We start from the raw sequence: 11,601 nt of genomic DNA on the forward strand, positions 1-11,601 counted from the left end.
AGTATTGAACAGGGACGAGCGGCGCTTGATGCCATGGACCTCGTAGCCCTTGTTGAGCAGCAGTTCGGCGAGGTAGGCGCCATCCTGGCCGGTGACGCCGGTGATCAGCGCGACCTTCCTGCCGGGCGCTTCGGTGGTGGACGACAAGCTACTTCCTTCCAATGGTTTCGGTACCGAAGACGCGGGCGGCCGGCTTGGGGTCGAAGGCAGCGGCCATGTCCTCGATAAAGCGGGTCTGCACGGCAAAGGCGCCGGCGGTGTCGCGGTCGATGCTGGAGACACGCACCAGCATGCCGTCGGCGACGACGCCCTTCAGCCCGTAGCGCAGCTGCGCGATCTTCTGCTCCTGGCCGGTCAGCGCCACATAGCGGCCCACAGCCACCCAGAAGGTGATCGGCTCGACCCGTTCGGCCAGCGTGGCCACCAGGTGCCGCACCGGCAGCGGCCCAGGCGGCAGTGCAACGCTGGAATCGGCGCCGCTCTGGATCTGGAAGCCCTGGGCCGGATAGCAGACGTCGGGCCGGTGGGCACGGCCGGCCTCGGACTGATCGCCGCCATAGGCCACCGACAGCATGATGCGGTAGCCACGGTCGTCCACATAGGTGCGGCTGAGCACCGAGGCGTAGATCTTGTCGAGCTGGGCCTGCACGTCCGGCGCGACGATGGACACGGGCATGCTGGTGTCCTGGCGCCATTTGCCGAAGCTCTTCGGAAACACGGTCTCAAGGTCGATCGTGCCTTCCCTGTCGGTCAGCAGTTCGTGCGGCTTGATCCATTGGGCCAGGCCCGCGCAGGCGGCCAGGCACAGCATCACCAGCAGTGCGCGCATCCGGACGAGCGTCATGCCGGCACCCGCTTCTTCTCGCTCTTGATGAACAGGCTCAGGATCTTGTCGTAGACCAGCATCAGCATCAGCGCCACCATGAACAGCACCATGCCGGCGAAGCCGTGCACGAAGCCCTGGCCGGCCTCGTCCCCGTAGTAGTAGGTGACCAGCACCAGGATGATCACGCGGCAGACGTTGGCGACGAAGGCCGTGGGGATCAGCGCCAGGGCGAGGAAGACATTGCGGCCGACCGACTTGTACTGCATCAGGTTCATGTAGAGCATGCCCAGCGCTTCCAGCGTGAACATCGAGTTCAGCCCGGCACAGGCGTCGGCCACCATCAGCTGGTAGGGGCCGATGGTCAGCATCACCCCGGAGCGGCCGATCGGGTAGCCCATGTCGTACAGCAGCGTGCTGGCCACAGCCGACACGGCCGACTTCAAGGGCGCCGTCACCGCTGCCACCAGCGAGCCCGGCAGCGGCACCATGAAGAGCAGGAAGAACAGCGGGAACCAGATGACGCGCAGTGCCGGCACACCCTTGAACAGCAGGGCCAGGGCCATCAGCACGAGGATCTGCGAACCGACCTCGAAGACCCAGACCTCCTGCGAATAGCCAACCGCATAGATCAGCCCGGCGATCACCAGCAGGCCGAAGCCCGCCACCGGCCGCGCGGCGGAACGCAGCGCCACCAGCTTGTCCCAGGCGCTGTAGAGCAGCCAGAGACTGACGGCCAGGATGATCGGGCCGTGGCCCTGCTCGTCGGAGCGCCAGATCGTCTCGCTGAGCTTGGCGTAGGTCGGGCCGTACATGGCCGCCAGACCCAGCAGCACCAGCAGTGCCGCCGGGACATCCATGCCTTGCGGCAGCCAGGAGGAAGTCGACTTGCTATTGGCCATTGCTCACTGCACGCGCAACGGCGTCGATCAGTATTCGTTCATGACAGCGCCGGCAATCTCGACGCCGCCACCCTCCAGGCTGGCCACCAGGTCGCGCAGGCCGCTCACCCGGGACTCGTCCTTGCGCGCCACGATCAGCGCCGCGCCGCAGCGGGAGGCGATGACGGCGGGGTCGGCGCCATAGGCTGCCGCCGGCGTGTCGACGACGACATGGTCGAACTTCGTGCACAGCTCGCGCATCAGCAGGCCGAAGGCGGGTCGTTCCACCAGCTCCGCCGGGTTCGGGGGCAAGGGGCCGCCGGGCAGCACGAACAGGTTGGGCACGCCTTCGACCGGCTGCACGACCTGGTTCTCCGAGCGGCCGGACAGGATCGTGGACAGGCCGCCGGTGTTGTTGATGCCGAAGACCTCGTGCTGGCGCGGGCCGCGCAGGTCCGCGTCGACCAGCAGCACGCGGCCGCCCAGTTGCGCGATCGAGACCGCGAGGTTGGCCGCGAAGAAGGTCTTGCCATCGCCGCTGGCGGGGCTGATGACGGCCAGCGCGCTGCGCGTCTGGCGGGTCGGGTCGGTGCGCAGGGAGACCTGGCTGCGGATCGCGCGGAATGCCTCGGCCTGCACCGAGAAGGGCTGGTTCAGCGTGACCAGCTCGGGGTTGGCATTGCGCCTGTCAGCGGCCGCCAGTGGATAGTGGAACTGCTGGGCCAGCGCGGCCAGCACGTCGTCATTGGTGGCCAGGCCCAGCGCGATGGCGGCCTCTCCGAAGCGAACGCCCTTCTCGCGCTGGTAGGCGAGCACCTGCTCGACCTCGGCGGCGCTGAGGTTGCGCGCGTCGCGGATGATGTCGCCGATCGAGCGATCATGCACAGGCATGCCGGTGTCCTGTGCGGTCTGGGTGGTCGTACTCATCATGCTCCTTTGGTCGGGGCCGGCAACTGCCCCAGCAGCTTCTGCTGCATCAGACTGGCTCGCGTGCCCTTGCGGAACAGGCGCTTGGCATTGGGCTGCGGGACCGAGCCAAGCACCGGCACGCCGATGGCACTGAGCACGTCATCGGCGCTGCGGACGCGGCGGTCGAAGAACTCAAGCGCCAGCGCCACGCCGATCGCCAGCAGCACGCCGACGAAGACGGCCACGATGGCGTTCAGGAACACCTTGGGCGAGGAATTGGTGGTGGGCGGCACGGCCGATGTCAGCACCGACAGGTTGCTCTGCGTGGCCTGGCTCTCCAGGCTGGCCTGGTTCAGGCGCTGCAGCACGATGTCGTAGGCGCGCTGGGCGTTCTCGGCATCGCGCACCAGCACCGAAGACTCGTCGCGCAACGTCTTCATCTGCTGGATCTTGGTGCGCTGCGCGTCCAGCGAGGCGCGCAGTTCGGCCACGCGCTGCTGATTGATGCTGTTGCTGACGCCGACGCCGGAGGTGATCTTGCGTGTCTCGGCATCCAGGCGCTTGCGCAGTTCGTCGTTGTTGGCCTTGGCCTCGATGACGAGCGGATGCGCGTCACCGTAGCGGGCGCCAAGTTCCTGCAGGCGGGCATCGCCGCGAGACAGGTCGGCCTTCAGCCCGGCGATCAGCGAGTTGTTCAGCACTTCCTGCATGTTGCCGCTGCCCGAACCGGCGGCGGCGCTCTGGCGGCTGCCCGACTCGGAGGCCACCGCCTGCACGATGACCAGCTGGCTGGAGAGCTCGCTCAGCCGGGTGTTCTCGACGTCCAGGCGCTCATCCGTGGCGATGATGCCCTTCTGGCGCTGGAACTCGGACAGTCGCTTCTGCGCCGTCTCCAGTGCATCGCGGGCTTCCTTGGCACGCTGATCGAAGAAGCTCGAATACTGCTTGGCCGGGTCGACCTTCAGCTCCAGGCTGGTCTCCATGTAGGACTGCACGAAGGCATTGGCCAGCGCGGCGGCGAAGCGCGGATCGGGGGCGGTGTACGAGATGTTGATGACGTTGGACTCGCGGCCCGGCTTGACGTCCATGTTCTTCTGGAAAGTCTCGCTAAGCCACTGCTCGATCGTGCCCTCGCCGTTCGTCTGCTCCTGCCACTGCGAGCGGATCGTCGCGTTCTCGTTCAACCGCAGGTTCTTCACCACGCGGAAGGCCACCCGGTCACTCTGGATGATGTCGATCTGCGTCTGCAGCAGGCCCGGGTTGGCGCCGTTGTAGAGCACGGCGGACAGCGGGTCGGGCTTGACGTCGATGACGACCGACGCGACGGCGGTGTACTTCTTGGTCAGCACCAGGCTGATGCCGACCACCAGCACGACGATCGACAGGAAGATCGCCAGGGCGACCTTCCAGCGCGCGCGCAGGATGGCAAAGAATTGGGTGATGGTCATGCTTGTGGCTTCCTCGGGTGGGCCCGCTCGCTCAGAACAGGCTTTCCTTGACGTAGACGACGTCACCGTCCTTCAACGCTTCGTCCATGGTGGGCTGGATCGTGTTGACCTTGCCCTGCCCGTCCTTGCGGTTCACGCGGATGCCCTTCTCGGTGCCGCGCTGCGTCAGGCCGCCGCCGCTGGCCAGGGCCTGCATCAGCGTCATGCCGCGCTCCAGGCGCATCGGGCCGGGGCGCTGCACTTCTCCGTAGATGTAGACCAGCGGCGCGCGGTCCACCCACAGCACGTCGCCGTTCTGGATGATCACGTCGTTGGCGCGGCCGCCGGCGGCGAAGATGCCGGGCAGGTCCACCTCGACGCGGTAGGGCTGGCCGTTGCGGGTGCCGGTCAGCACCATCGTGTCGGCGCCGGTCTGGGTGACGACGCCACCGGCGTTGGCCAGCAGGTCGGTCAGGTGCATGTCGGCGGTCTCGATCGGGTAGCGGCCCGGGCGGTTGACCTGGCCCAGCACGCTGGCCTGGTTGCCCTTGACGGCCAGCACGAGGATGGTGACCTGCGGGTTCTTGACGAAGTTGCCGTTCTTCAGGCCGTCGCCGATCATCTTCTCGGCCTGGCCCACGGTCAGCCCGCCCAGGCGGATCACGCCCAGCAGCGGATAGGACAGCGTGCCGGACTCGGAGACGTGCGTCTCCAGCAGCAGGTCGGGGTTCTGGTAGACCGTGATGCGGATGACGTCGCCGGCGCCCAGCTTGTACTCGGCGGTCGGGCCGGCCAGCGGCGCGGCGGAGCCCGCCGGCGCCTGCTGCTGCTGCGCAAGCGCGGCGCCGCCGAGCAGCGTGGCGCCGACCAGCAGCGCTGCGGCGCGCGTGATCGGGGAAGAGGCCTTCTTCTTCGTCGACGTCATCATCATCCTCATTTCAAGCCCATGCCCTTGGTGATTGCGGAGTTGTCCAGGCCGCTGGCCGCCGGTGCTGCCACTTCGGCGGCAGAAGCCGGAGCGGTAACAGCCGGCGCGGCGGCAGTGGCCGGGGCGCTCGCGGCGCCCGGTGCGCCTTCGGCGAACTTGCCGACGTATTCGATCTTCGCCGCCTCGCGCAAGGCCTTCATGTCCTTCTGCACCAGTTCGCCACCGCGCTGGTTCTTCAGGAAGGCCTCGATGGCCGGCTTGGCATGCGCCTCGTCGACCGGCTGGCTGCGCGAGCCGGCCAGGAACAGCACGGTGGCGCCGGTGGGCGTCTGGGTGAAGGCGGAATCACCGTCCTTCATGCGGGCGATGCCGTCAAGGCTGTTCAGCGGCAGCTGCTCGGCGGCGCGCACGGCCTGGTTGCCGTTGAAGCGCAGGCCGCTGGCCTTCAGGTATTCGACGAACTCCGGCACCGACTTGACCGCGCCCAGCTTGGCGCGGATGTCCTGCACCTGCTGGGGCTGCGCCTCGATCTGCAGTTCCTGCAGGCTGTAGATGCGGCGATCCTTGAAAAGGTTGGGCTTGTCGTTGTAGTACTTGGTGATGTCTTCGGCCGAGGGCGGGGTGATGGCCTTGCCGACGTTCTCCACATAGGCGCGGGCGATGATCTCGCGCTTGGCCGCCTCGATCTGCTGGACGACGCGGGGATCGCGGTCGAGCTTGAGGTCCTGGGCCTTCTGCACGGCCAGTTCCTGCTCGATCAGGCGCTCCAGCACCTGGCGGCTGGCGGCCTCGGCCTGCTCGGGCTTGAGGCCCTGCTGGCGCTGCAGCACGAAGTTGATCTGATGGACGGTGATCTCTTCCTTGTTGACCTTGGCCGCGGTCTGCGAGGCCTGGTCACCCTTCTTGTCACCACAGCCGGCCAGCATGGCCACGGCGGCCGCAAGGGCCACCAGCGTGATGGCGCTGCGCTGCAGCGTGCGACCCTTCGTGCTCAGATTCATAACTCCACTTTCTCGTGTTCCGCCCGGCGCTTGCGGGCCGCATTTCAGACGATGCTGCACCACGACAAGACCGCCCTCTCAGAGCCGGTCGAGTGTAGCTTTTCAATCCCATGAAAATGAGACACAGCGCCCCTTGCAGGCTGCGGATTACCCGGAGAACCAGCGATGGAATGGGGCCATCCGGGCCCCTTCGCATCGCTTGCTCACAGATCGTTTCCGCAACGCAACATGAAGCACAGACCCGGGCCGCGCACGAAGGTTCCCGGCCTCCCCGCGATCGGGGGGACGGGTAAACGCCGAACGCTCAGCGCACGGCTCTTGTCATCAGCACTTAATGCCGGCGTGCAAGGCCACCACACCCGCGCTCAGGTTGTGCACGTCCACGTGGCCGAAGCCGGCCGTCTTCATCATCGCCTTGAGTTCCTGCTGGCCCGGATGCATGCGGATGGACTCGGCCAGGTAGCGGTAGCTCTCGGCATCGCCGGCAATCATCTGGCCCAGGCGCGGCAGCACCTTGAAGGAGTACCAGTCGTAGGGCTTGCGCAGCGGCTCCGCCACCTTGGAGAACTCCAGCACCAGCAGCCGGCCGCCCGGCTTGAGCACGCGGCACATCTCGGCCAGCGCCTGGTCCTTGTGGGTCATGTTGCGCAGGCCGAAGGCCACGCTGACGAGATCGAAGCTGGCCGGCTTGAAGGGCAGCTTCTCGGCGTCGCACAGGCTGGTGGGCAGCACCAGGCCTTCGTCGATGAGCCGGTTGCGGCCCTGGCGCAGCATGGCCTCGTTGATGTCGGTGTGCACCACCATGCCGGTGGCGCCGACCTTCTTCGCGAACGCGCGCGAGAGGTCGCCCGTGCCGCCGGCGATGTCGAGCACCCGGTCGCCGGCCTTCAGGTTGGCCACGGCCACCGTATAGGCCTTCCAGGCGCGGTGCATGCCCATCGACATCAGGTCGTTCATGACGTCGTACTTCGAGGCCACCGAATCGAAGACGCCGCGCACGCGGCCAGCCTTCTCCTGTTCGTCGACGGTCTCGAAGCCGAAGTGGGTGCTGCTCATGATGGGTATTTTCTCAATGGTTGCCGCAGGCGTGGCCGCCCTTGGCGGGCATCGGGGCATCGCGGCTGGCGCCGGCGGCCTTGAGCTTCATCTCGTACTGCAGCCACAGCTCGGCTTCCCGCTTGCCCAGGCCGTACAGGTAGTCCCAGGTGTAGAGGCCGCTGTCGTGCCCGTCGGAAAACTGCGGTTGGATCGCATAGTGCCCCACCGGCGCCAGGCCGGTGATGGTGACGTCCCGCTTGCCGGTCTGCAGCACCTCCTGGCCCGGGCCGTGGCCCATCACCTCGGCCGAGGGGCTGTACACGCGCAGCAGCTCGAAGGGGATGCGGAAGCGCGCGCCGTCCGAGAACGCCACCTCGAGCACGCGGGATTGCTGGTGCACGGTGATTTCGGTGGGAGTGGGAGTGCTGGCGCTGAGACCGGCCATGGGGCGTGTGCGGAGAGTGAAGCGGGGACGGCCAGTGTAGCCGCGGAGTGCGCCGAGGGCCCTCGCGCCAGCGCCACAATTGGAACCATGCGCTGGCGTAACTGCTTACTTCTGCTGACTGCGCTCGCCTTCACCGGCGCGGCCGCCGCCGGCGGATGCGTGAAGACGATGCGCTGGAACGACGACCCGCCCTTCAGCATGCGCGCGCCGGATGGCAGCATCGTGGGCGTGCACGTGGACCAGGTGCGCGAGGCGCTGCGCCGCATGGACTGCGCGGTCGAGCTGGTGGAGATGCCCTGGGCCCGGGCGCTGACCGAGCTGGAGGCCGGGCGGCTGGACATCGTCACCGGCGCGCTGCGCACCGCCGACCGGGAACGCTATGCCTGGTTCGCGGTGCCGGGCCCGCAGTCGCGCAACCTGCTGTGGGTGCGCCTTGAGGCCTGGAAGGCGCGCCGCTTCACGCGCCTGCAGCAGCTGCACGGAAGCGGCTTCCGCCTGGGCGCGCAGATCGGCGTGCGCTACGGCGAGGACTACGACGAGCTGATGAGCGACCCCGCCTTCGCCGCCGGCGTGCGCCAGGTGTCCACGCGGCGCAACCTCTGGCAGATGCTGGCCGCCGGCCGCATCGACGGGCTGATCGCCGACGAGATGACCGCGCGCACCGAACTGGCGCAGCTGGGCCTGAAGGACCGCATCGTCAACAGCGGCATCGTGGTGCGCCACAGCCCGGCCGCGACGGCCTTCAGCCGCAAGTCCACCTCGCAGGAATTCGTCGACCGCTTCAACCGCGCCAACGACTCGATGATCCGCGACGGCAGCCTCGACGAGATCCTGCGGCGCTACGACGCACAGTAGCAGCGCGCATGCGGCGCGGCGCCTAACGCCGAATTCAAGCGCCATCCGCCCATTTCGTCGCCGCCGGCGCCGTTCGGCACGCGAAAGCGGGCGTTCATCCGACACAAGCAGCGTTCGGTCGGCTCGTCCTTGGACCGGGGCGGCGCGCTGCCTAACCTGAAGCCAGGTCAGACACACCCGCTCTGATCGGCATCACCCCAAGGAGTCGGATATGAACACAAGCACCTGCCTGCTGGTCGCCCTGTCCCTTGCCGCGCTGAGCGCGGCCGCCCCGGCGCAGCAGCAAGCCACCCAGGACCTGCGCCGCGTGGAGATCAGCGGTCGCGCCGTGCGGCATGACGTGAGTCGCGTCTGCCCCGGCGTGGCGAATGCGCTGCAGGACTCGCTGGCCTACACGGCCTATCGCGAGGACCGCAGCGCCACCCTGCGCGTGAACTTCCAGCTCAGCGGCAGCCAGCTCGACGAGGTGAAGGCCACCGACGGCACGCGCGAGTACCGCGAGGCCGTGCGCCGCGCGGTGCGCTCGCTCGACTGCATGGATGCCGCCAGTGCGAGCCAGCCGCAGCAGTTCAGCTTCCTGATCAGCTTCCGCTCGGAGCGGGATGCGGCGCTCGACGCCGGCCCGGCGCCCGCCTCACGCGTCGCGCTGCTGGAGGAACGCTGACACGGCGGCGGCCACGCGCGCATCGAGCGCGGCCAGCGGCAGGGCCAGGCGTGCCTCGGCCCCGCCCGGCACCTCGCGCCGCGGCGCAGCCCAGACGGGCGCGGGGAAATGGCTGTCCCAGTCGAAGCGGGCGATCACGTGCCAGTGCAGATGGGGCACGACATTGCCCAGCGCGGCGAGGTTGACCTTGGTCGGCGCCAGCGCCTCGCGCAGCGCCTGCTCGATGCAGGCGACCGCCTCCATGCACTCGCGGCGGCCGTCGGCATCGAGATCGCTGAACTCGGCCACGTGCGCGGTCCAGACGAGCCGGTAGAAGGCCGGGAAGTTCGCGTCCTCGGTGGCGCGGATCACGCGCCAGCGCGGGCCCTGCGCGACGAGCACGCCGCCGGTCTCGGCGCAAAGGGGACAGGAAGTGCTCGTCATCATGCTGCCTTGAACGAATAAGAAGTGAAGCAAGCCGATAGGCCGGATTCTGTGCAAGACCTGACCCTTGCGGGCCCGGTCCTGTGACCGCCATTCCTCTGGGCCGGGCATCGCTGCCCGGCTCGGTGCCACCTACCCGCCAGCTCAGCGAGCCGCCTCGATACTGGCCTACTTGGTGTTGCTGCGCGTAGAGATTGCCCGTTGCACCCGGCCACGCAGGCTGCGCCTGCGCTCCCGCAGGGCTCGCGCCCCGCACGTTTGACCGACTCGTCTCTGTTGCTCTGATCCTCGGCTTTCGCCGGACAGCCGTTAGCTGCTACGCCGCTCTATGCAGTCCGGACCTTCCTCCAGCCCCTCGTTTCCGAGATCGGGCCAGCGGCGGTCTGGCTTGCTTCACGGCGCGCATTATCCATGCTGGCGCTTCAGGCTCAGCAGCGCCGCGCCCATCAGCGCGAGGCCGAGCAGTTGCAAGGCGTCGAGCGCGTGGCCGTACACGAGCCAGTCCACCAGCACCGCACCGGCCGGATAGACGAACTGCAGCACCGCCACCCGGCCGGCCGGCAGCCTGGCCATGCCCGCGTACAGCAGCACGTACGCCAGGCCCGTGTGCAGCACGCCCAGCCCGGCCAGCCAGCCCCAGGCCGGGCCGAAGGCCGGCAGCCCGTGGTTCCACGGCCACCAGGCCAGCACCAGCGCGCCGGTGACGCACTGCCACCAGGCCAGCGCGAAGGAGTTCAGGCCCGGCATCGCATGCGCGATCAGCGTCACGCCCGCGTAGCTCAGCGACCCGCCCAGGCAGAGCAGCAGGCCGAGCAGATAGCCCTCCCCGTGCGGCATGCCGCCGGCCAGGCCCGAGGCCAGCGCCAGGCCGACGAGCGCCACCGCGGCCGCCGCGACCTGCCGGCGCGACACCGGCTCGCCCAGCAGCAGGGCCGCCAGGCCCATCACCCACAGCGGCTGCACATGGAACACCACCGTCGCCACGCCGATCGAGCAGCGCTCGATGGCAGCGAAGAACAGCGTCCAGTTGAGGACCACCAGCAGCCCCGCCGCCAGCGCCGCGAACAGCGCCCGCGGTGCCAGCCGCAGGCGCCCCAGACCTCCGCTCCAGGCGCCCCAGGCCAGCAGGGCCAGCGCGCCGAACACGCAGCGGAACCAGACCGCCGCCAGCGGCGGCTGCCCCGCCTGCTGCAGGAACACGCCCAGCGTGGCCAGCAACAGGCCGCCGCCGATCATCAGCCGCTGGCCGCCGGCAGCATCGCGGCCTCGAGAACTTGCATGGTCATCCATGCCGGCATGCTGGCCACCCGCGAGCGTCCGGTAAAGCGGATAGTTCGCATCGATATCATTCGATTTACAGGATCATGGAGGCCACGATGAAGGACAACCCCGCGCCGCGCGACCTGCAGATCGACTGGCTGCGCGCCTTTGCCGCGGTGGTGGACGCCGGCTCGCTCTCGGCCGCGGCCCCGCTGGTGCACCGCTCGCAATCGGCGGTCAGCAGCCAGTTGCAGAAGCTTGAGGAAGCGCTGGGCCGGCCGGTGCTGCGGCGCGGGCCGCGCCATCTGTCGCTCACGCCGGCGGGGCAGGAACTGCTGGGCTACGCCCGCAAGATGCTGGAGCTGCAGGCCGAGGCGCTGCGCGCGCTGCAGGACCGCCCCCTGGCCGGCCGCGTCCGCATGGGCGTGCCGGACGACTATGCCGCCAGCTACCTGACGCCGGTGCTGCGCCAGTTCGCCGGCAGGCACGGCGGTGTCGAGATCGAGCTGGTCTGCGAGCAGTCGACGGCGCTGATCCCGCGCATCGGCCGCGGCGAACTGGACCTGGCCCTGGTCTCGCGCGACCGGGCCTCGCGCGGCACCCTGCTGTTCCTCGAGCCGCTGGTGTGGGTCGGCGCGCCGGCGCACGAGGCCTGGCGGCGGGACCCGCTGCCGGTGGCCGCCTACGAGGCCGGCAGCCAGGCGCGCAGCGGCGCGCTGGAGGCCCTGCGAACCGCGGGCCGCTCCTACCGGGTGGTCTACGACAGCGCCAGCATGGCCGGGCAGCTGGCGGCGGTGGACAGCGGGCTGGCGGTGGCGGCGCTCACGCGCTGCTGCGTTCCGCCGGGCCTGCAGATCCTGGGCGAGCGGCAGGGCCTGCCGCCGCTGCCGGCGATGGAGGTGGCCCTGCTGCGCCGCCGCGGCACCGGCCGGGATGCGGCCGTGGAC

At 68.9% G+C, this 11,601-nt stretch carries 14 protein-coding genes and 1 other RNA gene; 3 read left to right on the forward strand and 12 right to left on the reverse strand.

Features of this window, described 5'->3' with window-relative positions:
• From B0W88_RS25075 to B0W88_RS25115, 9 genes are all read right to left on the reverse strand, one after another.
• The coding region (locus B0W88_RS25075) for a GDP-mannose 4,6-dehydratase (RefSeq protein WP_144006954.1) at positions 1–147 on the reverse strand (147 nt) is incomplete at its 3' end.
• A 1-nt stretch (position 148) separates the two neighbouring features.
• Positions 149–844: an exosortase-associated protein EpsI, B-type gene (gene epsI, locus B0W88_RS25080; RefSeq protein WP_077037337.1), complete on the reverse strand. Its 696-nt coding sequence runs from the start codon at positions 842–844 to the stop codon at positions 149–151.
• A complete protein-coding gene (gene xrtB / locus B0W88_RS25085; protein WP_083749056.1) occupies positions 841–1,725 on the reverse strand; it encodes an exosortase B in 885 nt (294 codons plus the stop codon). Before xrtB ends, epsI begins: the two co-directional genes overlap by 4 nt.
• Before the next feature lie 27 nt (positions 1,726–1,752).
• Positions 1,753–2,631 (reverse strand): polysaccharide biosynthesis tyrosine autokinase, encoded by an 879-nt coding sequence (locus B0W88_RS25090; RefSeq protein WP_077037338.1) that lies wholly within the window; start codon positions 2,629–2,631, stop codon positions 1,753–1,755.
• Positions 2,631–4,061, reverse strand: coding sequence for a chain length determinant protein EpsF (epsF, locus tag B0W88_RS25095; protein WP_077037339.1), 1,431 nt, complete (start codon positions 4,059–4,061; stop codon positions 2,631–2,633). The genes B0W88_RS25090 and epsF overlap by 1 nt, the downstream gene beginning before the upstream one ends.
• A gap of 31 nt (positions 4,062–4,092) precedes the next feature.
• Positions 4,093–4,965 carry a polysaccharide export protein EpsE gene (gene epsE / locus B0W88_RS25100; protein ID WP_077037349.1) on the reverse strand — a complete coding sequence of 291 codons (873 nt, stop codon included), beginning with the start codon at positions 4,963–4,965 and terminating at the stop codon, positions 4,093–4,095.
• 8 nt (positions 4,966–4,973) lie between these two features.
• Positions 4,974–5,969 (reverse strand): EpsD family peptidyl-prolyl cis-trans isomerase, encoded by a 996-nt coding sequence (locus B0W88_RS25105; RefSeq protein ID WP_077037340.1) that lies wholly within the window; start codon positions 5,967–5,969, stop codon positions 4,974–4,976.
• A gap of 324 nt (positions 5,970–6,293) precedes the next feature.
• Positions 6,294–7,025 (reverse strand): bifunctional demethylmenaquinone methyltransferase/2-methoxy-6-polyprenyl-1,4-benzoquinol methylase UbiE, encoded by a 732-nt coding sequence (gene ubiE, locus B0W88_RS25110; protein ID WP_077037341.1) that lies wholly within the window; start codon positions 7,023–7,025, stop codon positions 6,294–6,296.
• A 13-nt stretch (positions 7,026–7,038) separates the two neighbouring features.
• Positions 7,039–7,452, reverse strand: coding sequence for a gamma-butyrobetaine hydroxylase-like domain-containing protein (locus tag B0W88_RS25115; protein WP_077037342.1), 414 nt, complete (start codon positions 7,450–7,452; stop codon positions 7,039–7,041).
• An 87-nt stretch (positions 7,453–7,539) separates the two neighbouring features.
• On the opposite strand from B0W88_RS25115, the gene B0W88_RS25120 reads away from it, so the two are divergent.
• A complete protein-coding gene (locus B0W88_RS25120; RefSeq protein ID WP_077037343.1) occupies positions 7,540–8,307 on the forward strand; it encodes an ABC transporter substrate-binding protein in 768 nt (255 codons plus the stop codon).
• Between the two features lie 211 nt (positions 8,308–8,518).
• Positions 8,519–8,971 (forward strand): hypothetical protein, encoded by a 453-nt coding sequence (locus tag B0W88_RS25125; RefSeq protein ID WP_077037344.1) that lies wholly within the window; start codon positions 8,519–8,521, stop codon positions 8,969–8,971.
• Here the strand turns inward: B0W88_RS25125 and B0W88_RS25130 are convergent.
• From B0W88_RS25130 to B0W88_RS25140, 3 genes are all read right to left on the reverse strand, one after another.
• The gene (locus B0W88_RS25130) at positions 8,942–9,397 is read right to left on the reverse strand and encodes an HIT family protein (protein WP_077037345.1); all 456 of its coding nucleotides are present in this window, start codon (positions 9,395–9,397) and stop codon (positions 8,942–8,944) included. The genes B0W88_RS25125 and B0W88_RS25130 overlap by 30 nt on opposite strands.
• A gap of 19 nt (positions 9,398–9,416) precedes the next feature.
• Positions 9,417–9,789, reverse strand: an RNA gene (gene rnpB / locus B0W88_RS25135) — RNase P RNA component class A.
• A gap of 10 nt (positions 9,790–9,799) precedes the next feature.
• The gene (locus B0W88_RS25140) at positions 9,800–10,684 is read right to left on the reverse strand and encodes a DMT family transporter (protein WP_077037346.1); all 885 of its coding nucleotides are present in this window, start codon (positions 10,682–10,684) and stop codon (positions 9,800–9,802) included.
• An 86-nt stretch (positions 10,685–10,770) separates the two neighbouring features.
• Here B0W88_RS25140 and B0W88_RS25145 point away from each other — a divergent pair.
• Positions 10,771–11,601 (forward strand): LysR substrate-binding domain-containing protein (locus B0W88_RS25145; protein WP_083749058.1); only part of this gene is annotated, 831 nt, incomplete at its 3' end.

Source organism: Pelomonas sp. KK5, assembly GCF_001984095.1.
GTDB lineage: Bacteria > Pseudomonadota > Gammaproteobacteria > Burkholderiales > Burkholderiaceae_C > KK5.

Coding starts and splice junctions, on each gene's coding strand:
- B0W88_RS25115 (WP_077037342.1), bottom strand. CDS start 7,452: ATGGCCGGTCTCAGCGCCAGCACTCCCACTCCCACCGAAATCACCGTG.
- B0W88_RS25125 (WP_077037344.1), top strand. CDS start 8,519: ATGAACACAAGCACCTGCCTGCTGGTCGCCCTGTCCCTTGCCGCGCTG.
- epsE (WP_077037349.1), bottom strand. CDS start 4,965: ATGACGTCGACGAAGAAGAAGGCCTCTTCCCCGATCACGCGCGCCGCA.
- ubiE (WP_077037341.1), bottom strand. CDS start 7,025: ATGAGCAGCACCCACTTCGGCTTCGAGACCGTCGACGAACAGGAGAAG.
- epsF (WP_077037339.1), bottom strand. CDS start 4,061: ATGACCATCACCCAATTCTTTGCCATCCTGCGCGCGCGCTGGAAGGTC.
- B0W88_RS25105 (WP_077037340.1), bottom strand. CDS start 5,969: ATGAATCTGAGCACGAAGGGTCGCACGCTGCAGCGCAGCGCCATCACG.
- B0W88_RS25120 (WP_077037343.1), top strand. CDS start 7,540: ATGCGCTGGCGTAACTGCTTACTTCTGCTGACTGCGCTCGCCTTCACC.
- B0W88_RS25130 (WP_077037345.1), bottom strand. CDS start 9,397: ATGATGACGAGCACTTCCTGTCCCCTTTGCGCCGAGACCGGCGGCGTG.
- epsI (WP_077037337.1), bottom strand. CDS start 844: ATGACGCTCGTCCGGATGCGCGCACTGCTGGTGATGCTGTGCCTGGCC.
- B0W88_RS25140 (WP_077037346.1), bottom strand. CDS start 10,684: ATGGATGACCATGCAAGTTCTCGAGGCCGCGATGCTGCCGGCGGCCAG.
- xrtB (WP_083749056.1), bottom strand. CDS start 1,725: ATGGCCAATAGCAAGTCGACTTCCTCCTGGCTGCCGCAAGGCATGGAT.
- B0W88_RS25090 (WP_077037338.1), bottom strand. CDS start 2,631: ATGAGTACGACCACCCAGACCGCACAGGACACCGGCATGCCTGTGCAT.